The sequence below is a fragment of the Erwinia sp. AnSW2-5 genome (assembly GCF_045107195.1).
In the GTDB taxonomy this organism is placed as follows: domain Bacteria; phylum Pseudomonadota; class Gammaproteobacteria; order Enterobacterales; family Enterobacteriaceae; genus Erwinia.
Map to the genome: position 1 here is coordinate 336,414 of NZ_JBJGXA010000005.1, position 17,945 is coordinate 354,358.

The 17,945-nt window shown below is 53.4% G+C and carries 15 protein-coding genes; 8 read left to right on the forward strand and 7 right to left on the reverse strand.

The genetic code is table 11. The features are described from left to right. Positions 1–100 precede the first annotated feature (100 nt). Together ACFL9S_RS06025 and ACFL9S_RS06030 are read left to right on the forward strand one after the other, a co-directional pair. Positions 101–571 (forward strand): ribonuclease domain-containing protein, encoded by a 471-nt coding sequence (locus ACFL9S_RS06025; protein WP_405260922.1) that lies wholly within the window; start codon positions 101–103, stop codon positions 569–571. 1 nt (position 572) lies between these two features. After that, entirely contained in the window at positions 573–857 is a 285-nt protein-coding gene (locus ACFL9S_RS06030) for a barstar family protein (protein WP_405260923.1), read from the forward strand. On the opposite strand, the gene ACFL9S_RS06035 is transcribed toward ACFL9S_RS06030, so the two are convergent. Genes ACFL9S_RS06035 through ACFL9S_RS06045 form a run of 3 tightly spaced genes read right to left on the reverse strand, consistent with a single transcriptional unit; the run spans position 854 to position 7,649 of the window. Next, entirely contained in the window at positions 854–3,244 is a 2,391-nt protein-coding gene (locus tag ACFL9S_RS06035; RefSeq protein WP_405260924.1) for a virulence factor SrfC family protein, read from the reverse strand. The two genes, ACFL9S_RS06030 and ACFL9S_RS06035, sit on opposite strands and share 4 nt — an antisense overlap. Next, positions 3,241–6,225, reverse strand: coding sequence for a virulence factor SrfB (locus ACFL9S_RS06040; protein WP_405260925.1), 2,985 nt, complete (start codon positions 6,223–6,225; stop codon positions 3,241–3,243). The genes ACFL9S_RS06035 and ACFL9S_RS06040 overlap by 4 nt, the downstream gene beginning before the upstream one ends. Beyond that, positions 6,225–7,649: an SrfA family protein gene (locus ACFL9S_RS06045; protein WP_405260926.1), complete on the reverse strand. Its 1,425-nt coding sequence runs from the start codon at positions 7,647–7,649 to the stop codon at positions 6,225–6,227. Before ACFL9S_RS06045 ends, ACFL9S_RS06040 begins: the two co-directional genes overlap by 1 nt. A 296-nt stretch (positions 7,650–7,945) precedes the next feature. On the opposite strand from ACFL9S_RS06045, the gene ACFL9S_RS06050 reads away from it, so the two are divergent. The 3 genes from ACFL9S_RS06050 to ACFL9S_RS06060 all read left to right on the forward strand — a co-directional run bounded on the left by ACFL9S_RS06050 (position 7,946) and on the right by ACFL9S_RS06060 (position 10,102). Continuing rightward, on the forward strand, positions 7,946–8,704 hold the full coding sequence (locus tag ACFL9S_RS06050; protein ID WP_405260927.1) for a hypothetical protein: 759 nt from the start codon (positions 7,946–7,948) through the stop codon (positions 8,702–8,704). Between the two features lie 337 nt (positions 8,705–9,041). Beyond that, positions 9,042–9,713 carry an N-acetylmuramoyl-L-alanine amidase gene (locus tag ACFL9S_RS06055; RefSeq protein WP_405260928.1) on the forward strand — a complete coding sequence of 224 codons (672 nt, stop codon included), beginning with the start codon at positions 9,042–9,044 and terminating at the stop codon, positions 9,711–9,713. Further along, positions 9,704–10,102, forward strand: a complete 399-nt coding sequence (locus tag ACFL9S_RS06060) for a hypothetical protein (RefSeq protein WP_405260929.1) — start codon at positions 9,704–9,706, stop codon at positions 10,100–10,102. Before ACFL9S_RS06055 ends, ACFL9S_RS06060 begins: the two co-directional genes overlap by 10 nt. A 34-nt stretch (positions 10,103–10,136) precedes the next feature. Here ACFL9S_RS06060 and ACFL9S_RS06065 read toward each other — a convergent pair whose 3' ends face one another. After that, on the reverse strand, positions 10,137–10,763 hold the full coding sequence (locus tag ACFL9S_RS06065; RefSeq protein ID WP_405260930.1) for a Vat family streptogramin A O-acetyltransferase: 627 nt from the start codon (positions 10,761–10,763) through the stop codon (positions 10,137–10,139). Positions 10,764–10,946: 183 nt separating this feature from the next. Between ACFL9S_RS06065 and ACFL9S_RS06070 the strand changes: the two genes are divergently transcribed. Next, on the forward strand, positions 10,947–11,381 hold the full coding sequence (locus ACFL9S_RS06070) for a hypothetical protein (protein WP_405260931.1): 435 nt from the start codon (positions 10,947–10,949) through the stop codon (positions 11,379–11,381). A 228-nt stretch (positions 11,382–11,609) separates the two neighbouring features. Here the strand turns inward: ACFL9S_RS06070 and mqo are convergent, their stop codons facing one another. The 3 genes from mqo to ACFL9S_RS06085 form a co-directional block, all read right to left on the reverse strand. Then, the gene (gene mqo / locus ACFL9S_RS06075) at positions 11,610–13,262 is read right to left on the reverse strand and encodes a malate dehydrogenase (quinone) (RefSeq protein WP_405260932.1); all 1,653 of its coding nucleotides are present in this window, start codon (positions 13,260–13,262) and stop codon (positions 11,610–11,612) included. Between the two features lie 322 nt (positions 13,263–13,584). Continuing rightward, the gene (locus ACFL9S_RS06080) at positions 13,585–14,892 is read right to left on the reverse strand and encodes a hypothetical protein (protein WP_405260933.1); all 1,308 of its coding nucleotides are present in this window, start codon (positions 14,890–14,892) and stop codon (positions 13,585–13,587) included. Positions 14,893–15,077: 185 nt separating this feature from the next. Beyond that, on the reverse strand, positions 15,078–15,938 hold the full coding sequence (locus tag ACFL9S_RS06085) for an aldo/keto reductase family oxidoreductase (RefSeq protein ID WP_405260934.1): 861 nt from the start codon (positions 15,936–15,938) through the stop codon (positions 15,078–15,080). An 85-nt stretch (positions 15,939–16,023) separates the two neighbouring features. Here ACFL9S_RS06085 and ACFL9S_RS06090 point away from each other — a divergent pair, with 85 nt between their 5' ends. Together ACFL9S_RS06090 and ACFL9S_RS06095 are read left to right on the forward strand one after the other, a co-directional pair. Continuing rightward, positions 16,024–16,659 (forward strand): TetR/AcrR family transcriptional regulator, encoded by a 636-nt coding sequence (locus ACFL9S_RS06090; RefSeq protein ID WP_405260935.1) that lies wholly within the window; start codon positions 16,024–16,026, stop codon positions 16,657–16,659. A gap of 641 nt (positions 16,660–17,300) precedes the next feature. Next, positions 17,301–17,933 carry an RraA family protein gene (locus ACFL9S_RS06095; RefSeq protein ID WP_405260936.1) on the forward strand — a complete coding sequence of 211 codons (633 nt, stop codon included), beginning with the start codon at positions 17,301–17,303 and terminating at the stop codon, positions 17,931–17,933. Positions 17,934–17,945: the final 12 nt, after the last annotated feature.

Consider the following 17,945-nt stretch of genomic DNA (forward strand, 5'->3'; position numbering starts at 1 on the left):
GTATGGACGCTTCACTGGCGACATAACTTCGCCAATCTTTTGTGTGCTGATCCTCTGTTTTTCCCCTCGCCTGATATCGCCGTTTTGCTAAAATGCCCAGATGAACAAAAAACTCATTATTGCCGCCATCTTAGCGATTGTTGCCAGCTACGCCGGTCTGCGCCAGCAGGGCGAGTCGCGGGCGCCCGTCACCCGCCATGAACAGAGCGCATCCAGCCCACAGAGCAGCAGCAACGACATCAGCACGCTGACGCAGCAGCAGCGCGTGGCGGACTATCTACATCAGCACCAGCGGCTGCCGGACTATTACCTCCGCAAAGGAGATGCACGGCGTCAGGGCTGGGATCCTTCCAAAGGTAATTTGTGCGATGTGCTGCCAGGCCGGGCCATCGGAGGCGATCGCTTCAGTAATCGTGAAGGGGGCTTGCCGGAGAAAAACGGGCGGCGCTGGTTTGAGGCTGACGTCAACTATCAGTGCGGTCGGCGCGGAACGGATCGCATGCTCTATTCCAGCGATGGGCTGATCTATGTGACCCGCGACCATTATCGTCACTTTGAGCAGGTGAACTGAAATGCAGATGGTGACGTTTGATCTCCAGCAGGTGCGCGACAGCGAAGATTTTTACCGTCAGTTTGCGCTGAAATTTGACCTGAGCTATTTCGGCAACAATCTCGATGCGCTGTGGGATATGTTAACGGCGGGGATTGCACTGCCGGTGCGCATCACCCTGCGTCATCTGGACAGGCATCCGCAGCAGGTGGCGCTGGCGCGTATTCTAGCGGTGATGCAGGAAGCGGAAGAGGAAACCGGCGGGGCATTCAGCGTACGTGTCAGCCGAATGCCCGCCGGGGATTAGCGGCGGATAAGCTTCAGGATTTGCGCCAGCTTCTCGCGCTGTTCCAGACTGATTTCGCGCGACGCGGCATAACCGGCATTCTGCACAATCATCTCATTTAACCCCACCAGCCAGTCGTAGATATAAAACGCCGCATGGTTGTTGGGCTTCAGTGCCAGACGCGTCAGACGCTGGCCCGGCCCGAGGTTGACGGTCTGCGCTTCCGGTTTGGCAAAAATCTTCTGTCCACGGTTGATACGGCTTTCCGGGCGCTGGGCTTCCGGCAACTGCTGGAACCCGAGCCAGGCAACAAAATCACCCAGCACGCTGAGCGCCCTGGACACCTGGCGGTCGGCAATCTGTTCAGCAGGCAGCCCCTGCGCATCGCTGTCGGCCAGCACGCGCATCAGTGAATTTTCCAGTTCCTGGCGCACGCTGGCGGTGATCAGCTCTTCCGTCAGCATCTCCAGCGTTGGTTTACTCACGCCCAGCAGTTCCAGCAAAGGACCGTTATCCGGCAGCAGGCGCAGCTGGTTCACCCAGTGGCGATACACGCTCTGAGCAAACTCCGCTTCCTGATCGACGGCGGGCACGCTGTGATAGCTGGTCTGCACAGCCGTCAGCGGCTCGTCGCTGAGCAGATCGATGGTCATCCCGATGCCAAACGGATCGTCTTCGCTGATGCTGTATTCATCGGCGGCGGTGCGTTCGGTGCGCATCTGGCGTTGCAGGAACAGATGGCGCAGCGTATCACGCACCGGCACCAGGCGCTCCAGCAGCTCGCCGTGTACCCCGGTACGGGTTTGCAGGGCTTTCAGCAGGGATTCCGCAATACGCAGACGTTCCGCCGGATCTTCCCCTTCGGCTGCCTGATACCAGCGGCCGAGCAGGTTTTCACTCAGTTCGCGCTGGATCTCGGCACGTTGCGTGGCAATCCGCGCCAGTTTGCTGTCGGCACGCACTTCATTGACCAGATAACCGGCCATGCGCTGCACGCCTTTCTCATCCATCGCCAGCATGGCGCCCCAGGCGTCACCGGGGTTACCCACAAAGCGCTGCACGGCGGCATCATGATTGTGACCGTGGGTAATGCGCTGATCGAACGGTGTCATCGCCCAGATCAAACCCGGTTTGCGCCCGCTGCGCTGCGCGGTGGTTTCGCCCTGGGTCTGCTTCACCCAGAAGTCGAGCAGGCGGCCAATCTGACGGGTTTCATTACGGTGCGCCGAGGCGCTGCACACCAGCAGATGGGTCACATCCTGCTCAATCGCCGCACGTTGTAACAGGAACGGACGACGTGCCTGTAAAAACTCCAGCGCCAGCTCATGATGCTCGTCGTCGGGCAACACGGTTAAATCAATAAAGCCTGGGAAATCGAGCAGATCGACTTCGGTAAACAGCTCTTCACGCGGCGCGCTGTACAGCGGCAGCAGCACTTCGCGGCTGAGCAGCGTCAGTTCGGCCAGCGCCACGCTGACCGGAGGCAGTGCGCGACCGTTATGACGCGGCACCACCTGCAACGTCAGGTCGGCAGTGGCATTAAACTGGCTGACACCGGAGCTGTTTAACAGACTGTAAGAGGGTTCATCCAGCACGCTTAACGGTGCCAGCACCTGAGGCACGCAGGCGAGGTGATGCAGCACGTGGGCCAGCTGGCGATACAGCGCCGTCAGCTGACGATCTTCGCCCCACAGCAGAGAGAAAAGTCTGGCGCGATCGTCAACGCCAAGCTGCGGCGCCAGTTCAACGGCCTGCGGCCAGAAATGACTGTCCAGCGCACTGTTGCGCGCCAGGCTGATGGTCAGTGAATCCCACAACGCCACCATCTGATGGCGGTTAATGCCTGCAACCGCCTCCGGCTGGCGGTACATCGCCACGTTTTGCACGCGCTCACCCAGCTGCGGCTCATCCAGTGGCGTGACAGTGTCACTGCCGCGTTGAGCGTATTGCAGTGCCAGCACCGCCACGAGGTCGCATTCGGTCAGCAGGGCAAGCTGTACCGGCCAGTTGCTGTCGCTGCTCTGCTGCTGGCCGCTGAAGCGCTGCACCAGATTCGCCGTATGCTGCTGTGGATTGAGCTGGCTGGTGTAATCCACCACGCTGTTGCCCAGTGCGCATTCAAGGCGGCCTTTTTCGCTGGATGCCAGTGCGCCAATCAGATAAGACTTGCCCGCCTGGGCCAGGCCAAACAGCCCGATGGCACAGTTCTGCGGGGTATTTCGTGCCAGCACGCTGGCATGGTTATGCTGGCGCAGCAGTTTGATCGCCAGACGATCGGCTTCCATATTCAGGCGCGGTGCCTGCGGGCGGTTGACATCCAGCCAGGCCAGCGCCTGCTCAATGCCCTGCGTCAGGGCATCACGTTTTTTATTCGCCTGGGCGGTCAGGATTTTATTAAGAGATTTCATTTCTTGTAGACGCTCCCGCTGTCAATCCAGTAATGCGCCATACCTGAAGCGCTGCTGGCCAGCGTATTCAGACGCAGGCGCAGATGCTCCAGCGGCACCTGGCTGCCATCATCCAGAGTGGCATCGGCAATATCAAACCGTTCCGGGCCAAATTCACCAAACGGACGGGTGACCGCCAGCTTGATACGTAACACTTTATCGCCCGCCACGCTGCGCGCCAGCTGAGGATCGACAATGGTCAGTGTATACAGCGGCGAAGCAGGCCAGCGGTCATTATCCAGCTGACGGAAGCCAAGCGTGATGGCCCCGCGCACCTGGAAGCGGCTGCGCACATCCAGCGTGAAATTGTGCTGATCGAGATCGATATCGCTGTACCAGACGTTATCGGCCGTCAGTGCGCCGGTGCCGTCGAGCATTCCCAGATAGCGGATGGTTGAATACGGCTGGAAATCCCCGGCCTTAAACCAGAAGTTCGCCAGGCGCAGATCGAGCGACAGCAGGCAGAGCATCGCACCCACAGCCGCCGTTGATTTCGGGTTCTCGATTTTTCCCTGCTTGTTGAACGGATACCAGTCATTGGTGTGGTAACCGTCCAGCGACAGAATGCGGCTCACCGGCAGCGGTTGCAGATGGCGGAACAGCGCCTGCACGCCAGGAAAACGCGAAGGGCGCCCGGTCAGCAGCAGCACGTCACAATCATAAACGGCCACCACTTCGGACATGGAACGCAGGCTGTGCGTGATATTCATACGCGGGGAGAGAAACTCCGCATGCAGCTTGCTGAGGCGCACAATCAGCGGCACCGCGAGAATATCAAAGCCTTTGGCTTCGCCCGGCAGCTCGCGCTGGATCTCGCGGTTAATATAGTCGAGTAATTTTTCCGTCGGCGCCTGCGCCAGCAGTTCACCGAAGCGGGCATCAATTTCAGCCGTCAGATCGAGCGGGTCGAAGGTTTCATAGGCTTCGAGGATCGCCTGGCCCAGCGGAATAAACAGTTGTAATGTCACCTGCTGACGCAGCGTCGAGTGCCCGTCAAGGCGGCCTTCATGCCCAAACAGACGCGTCATCACCGCTTCCGGGTTGACCATTCCCGCCTGCTTAAATGCCGCCTGCAAGGCAGGCAGCACGTACAGCTGGATCACATCCAGCAGGATATCGTCACCTGCCAGCTTAAAGCCTTCGCGGAACAGCAGGCGCGGCATGATTTTGACGTTGTTGCCCACGCCATCATCCAGGCGGTATTGGGTGATTGCCAGGTCGGTGGTGCCGCCGCCAATATCAATGGAGGCAATGCGCAGGGTTTTGCCCGCCTGCTCATCGGCGGCGCGGGCGCGGTCAGGGCGCGCCATGCTGGCGAAGAAGGCTTCGGCGCGGCCGCCAAAGTTCACCTGGGTTTCGTTATACAGATACACCATCTGCCCGCAGGTGGCTTCATCCCACTCCATCTGTACATCCGGCACCGGCACGCTGCTTTTGGCTTTATCGGCGGCGCTGGTGAAATCATCATCCATCGGGTGCCAGCCCATCGCTTTCCACACCAGCGCGATAGCTTCCAGCATCCGGCGGCGGAAGATTTCACGCTCCGGCTTCGGCATCGCCGACGGCAGGGTGAGGATAATATTGCGCAGCTGGCGCGGGGCGCTGCTGTGCAGCATCTTCTGGCGCTGTAACGGGCTGTTCATCTGTAACAGCGCCTGCGCCAGCAGTTCAGAGAGCATCAGGCTCATCACCGAGCTGCGGCTGTAGTGCGGCGCGAACACCGGCAGGCGATCCTCCAGCGGAATGCTGTACAGCGGCTGGCCTTCGTCATTGATCAGATAGGTCAGCGGCAGCGCAGTCGCCAGCGGCTCCTGCAACACATTGCCCGGCGTGCGGCTGAAGCGCCAGCCGGGCGTGTAGCTCTCTTCATCCCACAGATAGCGACGCGGGCTGGAGAGACCGGTGGCGCCTTCGGTACCGAGGCGCTGTAACGCCAGCTGCCCGGCTTCACGGCCCACGCGGGTAATGGATGGCCAGATAAAGGCATCATCGCGGCCACTTTCCAGCGAGAAGTTCTGCTTACCAAAGCTGGCCTGGGCGAACTCCACGCGGCTCTCAAACAGTTCGTTATACAGCTGATGCGGTTCGCTGAGGTTGCGCATCTGCAATTCGTAGGTGTGTTTCAGCCCCTGATGATCGTCAACATGATCTTCCACCATGATGCCGCAGGTGTGCGAGTTGCCGACGTCGAGGATTAAATCAACGGCAATGGCGGGTTCCTGAAGAGTGGCTGCGCTGATTTTCAGCTCCGGCACGGACAGCTGCTGACCGAGCAGATGCAGAATATTCAGATAGTGTGCCTGATACTCAAACTCGCGCAGTGACGCTTTGATATTGACCTGCGGGCGCTGTTCCAGCGTGGTGGCCGCCTGAGTAAAGGCCTCGCGCAGCCAGCCGTCGATCCAGGTGTGATCGAGAAACTCGCCCAGCTCATCGCTGCGATGGGCCAGCGCAAAGCTGACGCCATTTTTCACATCGTTGACATTCAGCGCCAGCGACTCATCCTCGCCATCGGCCCAGACTTTGGTATCAAACGCCAGCACCACGCGGTGAGTGTTGCCATTGGCGTCCGGCGTAGCCAGCGCCACGACGCGCACGCGTGCCCAGTTATCCGGGCCACCAATAAAGGTGCGGGGAGGATTAAAACGGAAGAACGGCAGCGGTAACCACTGGCCATTAAGCAGCGTCAGTGACTGTGCCAGCGGGAAGCTGAATTCGGGTTTCACCACTTCCGGTGGCGTGCCCGCCGCCTGTGGCAGCAGATATTTCCCAGCCTGCGCGTGATAATTCAGGCGCAGCAGTGGGCCATTTGCGGTCTGGCGGACAAATTTTCCCGGCCAGTCAGCGTTCAGATCCGGGTTCAACGCAAAGTCGAGGAACTGAATGCCGCTATTCTGTACCAGCGTCATATTCGGTTTGAAATCAGCAATTGTCGCCAGCATTATGATTTACTCTCACGCTTCATGGTCATTGGCAGCACGGTGTCTTCGTTATAGCGACCGCTGCATTCGGCAGCGCCAGTCAGCCCCTGTTTACACACCAGTTCCGGCATCTGATAGCGGGAACCGTCTGTGCAGCGTGCTTTGGTGCGGCTGTTAATCACCAGGTTACCGGAAGACATCAGCCCGGCAAACACATCCACTTTACAGGTGACGCCGCTACCCTGGGTAATGCGGGCGGTTCCTTTGCCGTTTTTCAGCTGATATTTCAGCATCGGCGGGGTGCCGGTCGGCAGATTTTTCTGCACCAGCACGCGCCAGTTGCCGTTGAGGAATTTCGTTGAACCAATCTTAACCGCATCCTGCGGCATCACCAGGTCATCTTTGCCAGCCGGACGCGCATCCGCGACCGCGTCAGGTGCCGGAGCAGACTCTGCTGGTGCCGCCTCTGGGGTAGCAGGAACAGGCGCAATCACCGCGGCGGCCAGCGGCAGGGTGGTGGTTTTCACCGGAGCCGCCGCAGGGGCGGCGACCACGGGCTGAGGTTCAGCTGCTGGTTTGGCGGACGCTTCATGCGGTTCTTCTGCGGGTTTATCGCTGCGGTTTTTCAGCTGCACACCAAAAGTGATCAGCAGGGCAACGGCGGGCAATACCCAACTGTAACGCAGCCAGATTTTAGCTTTCGGTTTGGTGACCACAGCGGCAGGTGTTGGTGCTTCGGGTTCGGCTTCTGCAACCGCTTCTGGCTCATCGATAATGTCCAGTGCGGGCATCGGCGGAACCACCACCGGAGGCGGCACCGGAACGGGCGCGGCAGCAACAGGTTCGGGCGCGATCAGCGGGGCAATCACCGGGGAGACTGTCGCGGCAATCGATGTCGGCGTAACCAGCGGCGCAGCAGCAGCAGGGGCCAGGCGCGACAGACCGAGCGACGGCACATCGTCTTCTTCAGTACGCAGACAGTCGAAGACATCCTGACGTGATTTTTTATCCAGGCTGACAAAGCCCCAGAAGGTAATCACCGGTTTGCCTCCGACAAGGTAAACGTAGTTTTGATCGGGAAATTGCAGGGCTTTGTTCAGCAGGGCGCCAAACAGTTTCTGGCTGGGTTTATCCGACTGCTGCGCACGTTCGCCAATGTCGGCAATCGTGGTCTGGCAGGCCAGCAGTTGATTCAGTGCCGCGGTACGCGCGCTGTTACTGGCGGCGGCCCAGGAGGTGACTTTTCCCTCCACCGGGGAGTACCAGTCAAGGCGGTCTCCGGCATCATTCGGCTGCGGGATGGCCAGGCAGTCGGCGACCTGCGATTGTTTTCTCAGGCGCAGGGTTTCGCGCAGTTGCAAAGCCGAAAGATAAACTGGCTGCCCGTTCTCACCGAGGGCGAGGATGGCGTCGAGATTACCGCTGCGTAAGAAGATTTTTGCCACGCAAAGAGACCTTATAGTCAGAGTTCGGATGTAAAAAGCGTGTGTAATCAGACTATTTTAGTTGTATGTGACTTAAATCAAATGCGCAAATAAGCAATAAAACAGGCGAGTACTTGGGGCATAACCTTGTGATGCGGTGAAGATTTCGCCAGTGCTGGCAGCGATTCTCATCGGGAAGGCTGCTGGCTGCACGTTCAGTTCTGACATGCAATTTATATTAGTTTCATTAATGACTTCTAATATTGAATCGCCTAAAATCGCGTTTTTGGGATATTAATCGCGATGGAGTCGTAAAATTGTTAAAGAAAATGGTGATGATCTGCGTGCTGGTATCAACGGGGTGTACAGCTCCGGCGGAAAAACAGCAGCCAGTAAAATCGCAGGTGACACCTCCGGTCACGCCACAATCAACAGTGCCAGCTACTGCCCGGTTAAAAGCCCCGATTCGCAAGTCCGGGCCGGACGCGGTTTTCAAATCAACACGTTCACCTTCTTCGATAGCAAGTTGTCTTGTCGACCACTGGTCTCCAGTTACTAGACCCCCAAGTTTGATAATGAAGACGGAACGTATCGAGTTGAAAGATGAAAATGATGTGACGCACAAATTTACTCGCGAAATAGTCGATGAAGTTGCCACTAAAGCCGCAGAAGAAAACTGGAAAAAACACAGTGAAGACTATGCCTTAATGGAAAAAAGAGGCTTTAAGATAGTGAAAGAAAAATGGGGCTATTCTGTTCGAAAAACAAAGGCTGGCAGTAAAGTGGCGGATATTTTTATGGAAAATGATTATTCAGTGGTGAACTACTATTTCCCTGACGAGTCACAATACCCTACCATCACACGTTATTCTATTGGTTATGGGGGGGTATCCACGAAAGGTGTCAATGAAAAATATGATCCGCTCAATGATGATGGAATCAAGTACTGTGTTAAAGAATCACTGTATAAACCACACAATAGCGCTGAAGAAAACCGCACGGACCAGCGTAGTGATAATGATGCGAGCAGTGGTTTAATTGAGTCTATGGTTAAAGCATTAGCTGCGACTTTATAAAAACTGTAAGCGTCAGGGTGAAAGTCAGGGATGAGCAAACGAAAGAGTAATCACCTTACGCATAAGTTTTTTAAGATTCTTAGCGGTGTCGTGATCGCGGTCACCGAGCCTGTACCTGGCCTTATTAGCCTCAGTTATTTATAACTTTTGGTTATAGAAATATGATCAATATCAAAAAAAATCCTTTGAAATGCTCCTCTCCGGTTAATAAGAAACTTTTGTATTCCAGGTAAATCACGACTGACGTTGCCACCATATAGATGGTACGGTATCTATCTCTTTTGTTGACTCATAGAGATGCTTTAAGGCGCAGACGAGATAAGTGGGTGTTGTCGCTATGAAATTCGGTATCAACGCTAACTCTGTGATTTATTATCGTGCAAAGGAATATGCGATGTATATAGATGAAGATGGGTATATTTTTGATGATAGAATTGAACGTAAAATTTTTAAAAAAATAGAAAAAGGTAATCTGGATAAAGTTAATGGAATTGTAGTCCACCAAACTGACAGTTCCTCTGCTCAGAGTACATTTAATAGCTATGACAATACGTCTGCTAATGGTGCTCATTTTTTAATAGACAAGGATGGAAAGGTTTACCAAACGGCCTCTCTATTAAAAACCACATGGCATGTTGGATTAATGCAATCCAAATGTATTTTAAAAAAAACATGCCAACCAACCGAAACCAGCTTGCTGGCATTGCACCGTGGAGGCGCGTGGGGAGCTACGACTGCTAAACAGATCTCAGATTTAGAGAAGGAAAAAAGCTTTCCTAATCGCTTTCCTGGTAACACTGACAGCATCGGCATCGAAATCGTAGGACGTGCTGTCGGCCCTAAAAATAAAGAGGTTTATGAGGCAGTTACAGAAAAACAAAATGAGTCTCTAAAATGGCTCATTTCTGAAATTGCTTCTAAATTTAATGTTCCTATGACTGAGGTCTACAGGCACCCTGATATAGGAAGGAAAAACAAAACGGAAGCGAGTACAGCAAAATGGGAATAGCAAAATACTTACTTTATGCATTAACACTACTTTCCTTATCTGCTGAGGCAGCAAGAGAAGTGGCACATATAGAAATCATTAAGAGTGGTTATTTTGATGAAATCGATAAGGAAGATCCTTATCACTACGCCGAGGGATGTAAATTATTTAAACCCACCAAAGAGAAACTCATCAACTACTTCGCTAAAGCTGAAGAGAACGGCTATGGATGGATGCACGAGTATTACACGCCTTGCATCGCCTCTGGTACGGTGACTTTTAAGGACGGCTCATATGGTGATTGGGTGATGCATGACAGTGGTTATGGATGGGTAACGTTTAAAGACAAGGACAATAACGGAAAGGAAGTCTCTTTTCTTCATTTAAATAATGGGTGGGGTTTGGAATAAAATTAACCCCACACTTTGCTACCCGGCATATTAGTTATTGCCGTAAACGCGCCACATCGCCGCCGCTGATTGCCGCCAGATTCTGCGTGATCTTCTCTGGCGGCCAGTCCCACCAGGCGATATTCTCCAGTTCGGCAATCACTTCATCGCTGAAACGCTGACGGATCACCTTGGCCGGGTTTCCTCCCACTATGCTGTAAGCAGGCACATCAGACACCACCACCGAACGTGACGAGATAATCGCGCCGTTACCGATGGTGACGCCGGGCATAATCAGGCAGTCATAACCTATCCACACGTCATTACCCACGCAGGTGTCGCCTTTATAAGGCAGGTCGCCAGGCTCCGGCGCAGCACTTTCCCAGCCGTTACCGAAGATAAAGAAGGGGAAGGTCGAGAGGCCGGAGGTCTTATGATTGGCCCCGTTCATAATAAATTTCACCCCGCGTGCCAGTGCACAAAACTTACCAATAATCAGTTTGTCGCCGATAAACGGGTAGTGATACAGCACGTTGCGATCAAAGTTCTCTGCACCTTCCGGGTCGTCGTAATAGGTGTAATCACCAATCAGGATATTGGGGTTGCTCACGCTATTTTTGATAAAGCAGACCTGCGGAAAGCCGGGCAGTGGGTGAAGCGTGGCGGGATCGGGTCCGTGCATAGATACTCCTGATAAGAAATCCTGTGGGGCAGTATAGACCGCAGGCCGGGATCTTGTTCAAACCGGGCACAGCAGATGTAAACTTCTCGTAAATTAAGAACAACCCTAATCAGAGACGGGTGTTTTTAGCCTGACGCGGGAGTATTATAGCCGTCTGAAATTATGTTGAGGATAGACCGCTTAATGTTTTATCGTTCCACGCTCGCCGCGCTCACGGCCACCTTACTGCTGGCAGGTTGCAGCCACAAAACAACTCAGGCTCCGGCAACGGTAGACGTGTCTGCCGCCGAAGCGACACCGGCCGTCTCTGAGTTTGCCGCCGGCCCAACGCAGATTAACGTCACCCATGTGATCTCCCGTGCTGACGATGGCTCCTCAGTGATTGTGACCATCGACGGCGTCGAAGCCGGTACGCTGACACGCGGAGAAAACAAAGAACTGTTTGTCCCCGAAGGCAAGCATAAGGTCGGTGGCTATGTTCAGACACTGTTCGGTCTGGGCCGCGTGACCATTCCATCGGTGGAGGTCACCACCAAAACGGAACAGGCAACGCATGTGTCCTATTCCGTCACCAAAAACAAACCCGCCTTTACCCTGACAGAGAAAGCCGCAGGCTGATGCTGTTTTTACCCTGTTCCTCGCAGGAACAGGGTAATCGCCCCCATTCCCAAACGATCCTTTCAGTGGATGTGCTGATTCATATAGCGAAGTGACGACGCTTATCTGTCCAGTGGCACCAGATATAACGGCTTTTGCTGAGATCAAAGGCGAGCAGGGGAAATACGCGGAAGTACGGAAGGTAAAAACCCTCCCCGGCGCGATGCCGGGGAGGGTTGTTGGCGGCTGTTACAGCGCCATATCGTGCTGTGCGCTTTCGGCACGTTTCTCTGGCTGAGAAGGTGCGTCAGACGGCGCGTTATTCATATTAATCACCGGTGGTTTCACCAGCTGCAGAGTCGCTGCGGTATCATCCCACACCTGCTGAGTCAGCGCGGCGTTGCCATTTAACTGCTGGCCATAGCTTGGAACGATAGTGCGGATCTTGCTCTGCCACTCGGGTGAATTGAACTGCTCAGGGAACAGTTTTTTCATCACGTTCAGGGTGATAGGGGCTGCGGTTGATGCACCCGGAGAAGCACCCAGCAGAGCCGCCAGGGTTTTCTGCTGATCGGTCACAATTTCAGTACCGAGTTTCAGCACGCCGCCTTTCTCTTCATCTTTCTTGATGATCTGCACACGCTGACCAGCCTGAATCAGTTTCCAGTCTTCTTTACGCGCATTCGGGTAGTACTCTTTCAGCGCTTCGAAGCGGTCGTTGTCATCCAGCATCACCTGACCGACGAGGTATTTCACCAGGTCGAAGTTATCCATGCCGACGTGCGTCATTGGCATAAAGTTGCTGGTGGTGGTGGTGCTTAACAGATCAAACAGCGAACCATTTTTCAGGAACTTGGTAGAGAAGGTCGCGAACGGCCCAAACAGTACCACGCGCTTACCGTCAAGGAAGCGGGCATCCAGATGCGGTACAGACATCGGTGGTGCGCCCACTGAGGCCTGGCCGTAGACTTTTTCAGTATGCTGTTTGGTGATCTCAGGGTTTTCGCTCACGAGGAACGAACCGCCCACCGGGAAGCCTGCATAGTTATCCGCTTCCGGGATACCGGTTTTCTGCAGCAGTTTCAAAGCACCGCCGCCCGCACCGATAAACACGTATTTCGCATCAACGCTGTGCTCTTCACCGCTTTTTACATCGGTGATGGTCACGTGCCAGGAGTTATCAGCATTACGTTTGAAATCGGTCGCTTCTGCTGAGGTTTCCAGGGTGAAGTTTTTATCTTTCTTCAGGCTGCCGATCAGCTGGCGGGTGATTTCACCGTAGTTAACGTCAGTCCCGACCGGGGTCCAGGTGGCAGCGATTTTCTGATTAGGATCGCGGCCTTCAATTGTCAGTGGTGCCCACTGCTTAATCTGATTTGGATCGGTAGAGAATTTCATTCCCTGGAACAGCGTGGTCTGCTGTAACGCTTCATAACGCTTGGTCAGGTAATTGACGTTGGTGTCACCCCAGACAAAACTCATATGCGGCGTGGAATTAATAAAGGAGTGCGGGTTATTCAAAATGCCGCGTTTCACCTGCGCGGTCCAGAACTGACGGGAAATCATAAACTGTTCGTTAATTTCCAGCGCCTTGGACACATCAATAGAACCGTCTGGACGCTCTGGCGTATAGTTCAGTTCCATATTTGCCGAGTGACCCGTACCGGCATTGTTCCAGCCGTTAGAGGATTCAAGGGCCACGCCGTCCAGCTTTTCTACCATCAGCTGTTTCCAGCCTGGCTGAAGTTCCTGTAACCAAGTGCCTAAGGAGGCGCTCATGATACCGCCACCGATCAGCAGTACATCGGTTTTCTGCGTGGCAGGAGTTTCAGCCCAGGTACTGGTACAGACCAGTAAAGCTGACAGAGAAAGCAGGGGGATCGTTTTTTTGGAGTTAGACATTTTAAATAACGCATCAATATAGGTTAACAAATTGAGGTGATATTTTAGCGCAATTTAACGAAAAGTTAATAACTATTTATTATGTTTAAATCAAATCACTAAATTACTTTAATTACTTAACGTTTATTTTAATTACCCCCTAAGTTTATTTACTTATTAAATACAGTTTGCAGGGTTATTAATTGGCTGAAATAGCATGAGAAAAAGAACAATCGGGGCGGGTGTAAACCACCAGTACAACGATTGCAAAAATTGAGTGGCAGATGACGACATCGACTGTCAATCTGCCAGGGCTTTCCTATCATTTTTCCCGATTGTAGCGTTAAGCCAGTCGGTGCAGCAGGACATTATCCCGGAAACTCTGCCAGTGCTGCACTTCTGCCTGTACCTGTGGCGTAAAATGGCCTTCTTCCAGTTTCTGCAGATGTCCAATCCAGCTCAAAAAGTCCTGAGCACGTTGTTCAAAATCAGAGGGAGAACTGAGATAAACGCGGTGGTCAATAAGCTTGCAGTAGAATGCCTCCATTGCCGGGTTCTGCTTTCCAGTTTTTAAATCTGCAACCGCTGAGCGGATAAACGCCTCATTGGCAACCGGAAAGCTGTCCAGATCTTTCTGAGTAATATTATTTTTACTGATATCAGAAACCATTAGATCGGCCGATAGGGGCACCGCATAGCGCCCGATAATATTACCGAACATATAAGCAACATCTACATTTCTGGCGTAATTTCCCAAAAATTTTGCCTTAACCACTTCAAAGGTCGGCACTATGGAATGGATAAATTTTTCGATACAGTTTTTGGAAGCGGCATGCCACGGATTATCGAAGATACAGGCGAGAATGACTGGGACGTGGAACATGACTTCCTCTGCGTGACAGCTTACGTTTTTATCCATCCGTATAAGATGATTGAACTGCTGTTTTAAGGCAGACAACGCTGAGCGAGAGGAATCATCAATGATAGTTTTGCCATCAGTGACATCCCTTGGGAGGACATGATAAAACTGGGCGTGTTCGAAAAAATCGATCCGCTGGAGAAGTCGCTGATAGTCTGCATACGCATTCTCTGCGCCATCCTCAATAACATAGCTGGTATTCACGGCAATCAGAAAAAGCACTTCATTGTGGATAAGAGAGCGAACGAGGGCGTAATCTTTTTTCTGCTCCTCAGGCGTAGCATCAACATCATCGTCGATATGCTTAAGGAGCTGATGCAGTATGCGCATATAGGGGCTGAAAACACTGTGTGTTTGCACCAGATTGAAGGCTGCATGGTGATCCACAGATTCGGTAAGCGTTTTCAACCATCCGGCACCCTCATTCCCGTCGAGGAACGTCTTGACGATATCCAACCGGGTGTTGTGCTGATTAAAGAGCCGTGTAAATTCCTCACGGCGACTGCTTTTGCGCGCATGGTCCAGCGCTTCCTGTGCAATCCTGGCACTGTCTTTGGCCGCTTTAGCCGCTTCTTTTGCAGCCCGAGCACTCACTCTGCCTGCATTCGCCGATCTGGCACTGTAAAAAAGCGCGAAGAGACTCAGAACAACGCCGGTCAGAGTGAAAATACCTACAGCCAGATCGACATGACCTGAAAAACTTTTCCAGATTTCAGATACCACCTTCAACATCGTCCCTTATCCTTTCTGCACGTATTCTGATGCCACGATGAGAGGCAGTCAGTTCTGCTAGCGAATGAGTAAAGATGTTGTTGTATTACATTTTGCCGTTTTTTTCCCGATCTAAAGGGGCTTGCCCGATATCTATTTCACGATATCGGGCAAGTTTTGCAGGAAATAGTAAAGTCGCTGTTTAACTAACCGATGCGATTTAATGAATCCAGCACTTCTGGCGGCAGTTCGAGCTGTGCGCTCGCCTGATTTTGCTTCAGGTGAGCAAGTGTTGAGGTGCCGGGGATCAGCAGGATATTGGGTGAACGTTGCAGCAGCCACGCCAGCGCTACCTGAAGCGTGGTGGACTCACAGGCAACGGCCGCCTCGCTCAGTGCGGCGGTTTGCAACGGCGAGAAGCCGCCGAGCGGGAAGAAGGGCACGAAAGCGATGCCGTCTTGTGCCAGCTGGTCAATCAGCGCGTCATCCTGACGATGGGCGAGGTTATACATATTCTGCACGCACACGATCGGCGTGATACTGCGCCCCTGGGCGATTTGGGCTGCTGTGACATTACTCAGCCCGATATGGCGAATCAGTCCCTGTTCTTTCAATTCAACCAGCGCGGTCAGCGAGGCCTCAATATCCCCTTCGGCGGGCTGGAACATATCAAACATCAGCCGCAGGTTAACCACATCCAGCACCTTCCGCTTCAGATTGCGCAGGTTATCATGCACCGCACTTTTCAGTTCCGCAGGGGACATCGCCGGGTTCCAGGAACCGTCGCTGCCGCGCACGGCACCCACTTTGGTGACAATCGTCAGGTCATCCGCATAGGGATGCAGCGCTTCGGCGATCAGCTGGTTGGTGATGTGCGGGCCGTAAAAATCACTGGTATCGATATGATTAATCCCGCTTTCCACCACCGCCCGCAGCACGGCGATGGCGGCCTGGCGATCCCGCGGCGGCCCGAAAACATGGGGACCCGCCAGCTGCATCGCACCATAACCCATGCGGGTGACTACGCGGTCGCCAAGTACGTATGTTCCGGCATTTTTTATCGTCATTGTCAGGCTCCTGATCGAGGTTGTAGAAAAAACCGTAAGGTGTTCCAATAAAATACGAATAATTATTCAGGTTGTGAATTCGCATATGCTTAACGACAACGCACGCGGGCTTAAGGCCCGGAAACAGCCGCGGCAGGCGCGTTCGCAGGCCACCGTTGAGGTGATCCTCGAGGCGACTATTCAGGTTTTGCTGGCAGAAGGTTTGCCTAGACTGACCACGATCCGCGTGGCCGAGCGGGCTGGCGTGTCGGTGGGGACGCTGTATCAGTATTTCCCACAAAAGCAGGCGCTGCTGTTTGCGCTGTTACAGCGGCATCTGGAAAAGCTGGTACATACGATGGAAGCTGCCGCGTTATCCGTGCAGGGCCAGCCTCTGGCAGTGATGGTGAAACATATTGTCAGCGTGTTTATGCAGGTGAAAACCGAGAACCTGCACGAATCGGCGGCGCTGTATGCCGTCGCCAGCGAACTGGATACGCGCAGCTACGTCCGCGAGGTGGAAGCGCGCAATCGCCGGGCGCTGGAAACGATGCTCGACAGTGCCAGCGACAGGCGGTTTGCCGATACGGCAGCGGTGACGTTTGTCTTTATTGGCGCGCTGGTCGGGCCGATACGCCTGCTGCTGGAAAGCGATCCTCAGCAGCAGGATGTGGATCGCCTGGCGGGGCAACTGGAGCTGTTATGCCTGAGTTATCTGGAGCGCGTTGCGCTGCTGCGCTGAACGTGGCTGGATGCTGCCTCAACGTCAACACCCAACCCGAAAACAACTCAGACCCCTTAGGGGCAGACCTTTTTCACGGTCTGCCCGTGATGTTGAGCAGGGTGCAGCCCCTGTTTTACAGGTCGATCGAAAAAGATGATCGACCCGTACGCCAGATCCTAATGGCTTCAGACCTGTAGCCAGACTTTCAGCCACCAAAAGCCATAGCACCATTACTGTGCATGCAGCCCAATATTGAGACGATAGAAAAGGTCGAAATGTCGGACTACTTATTATTTTGAATTTATTATTTCCATCTCCCTGCACCATTATTGTGATAATCATCATATTAATTCTTCGCTAAGCACTATTTTTGTGCACCACTTCAAAAGTCAGCATAAGAAAGTCATATATTCGCGTTGCTACGCATTTTTTTTAAAAAAAAACCTTTCTTCACAACATGGCATGCCGTGAACTTTCTTGATAAATGAATACAAAACAATTGGTTGCAGGTTTGTTTCTTGCCGTAACTTCTGATTAGTCTGTTTTTGCCATAATTTCAAATATGAATATTCTGTTAAAAAAATGATTGTCATTGGAATTTTTAAAGTGATAAAAGATTCTCACTTGATACGGATTTTTCATTTTAAAGGTTAACGATTATGTCGCTTGAAACTGCCGATGTGCGTATTTCTTCGTCCTGGGAGCGCCCGGACAGAAAATGGCTTTCTGCCTTTTCCGCATTCCCTGTCGCCAATATTGGCGATGCGATGGAAAGGCTGAGTATGTGTGATGCGGGCATCGTGCCTGTCAGCAGCAATACCGACTTCGTCGGCTTTGCTTTTCCTGTGCTGGTCACTGCCGGGGATAACGCCGCCGTCATCCTCTCGCTTGATCACATCCAACCGGGTGACGTGATGATGATCAACGGGCTGGGGCACCTTGACCGTGCGCTGGTCGGGGAACAGCTCACTCAGCGCTTCCAGCATGCCGGGGCAGTCGCTCAGGTGATTGATGGCGCCGTGCGTGACCGCAAAGTGATTGAGTCAACGGGATTACCCACGTTCTGCCGTGGCACAACGCCTGCCGGACCGTATAAAAATGGCCCTGGCGTGATTGGCGAGCCGGTGGCCATCGGCGGTGTCGTGTGCAGCGCCGGAGACATTGTGGTCGGCGATGCTGACGGCATCATCGTTATCCCTTTCTGGCGTGCAGAAGCGGTGCTGGTTGCCGTGCAGGAAGTGGCGCGCCGTGAAGCGGCCATGACGGCGGAAGTCACCCAGAATTATCAGTAAAAAGCGTCCCCG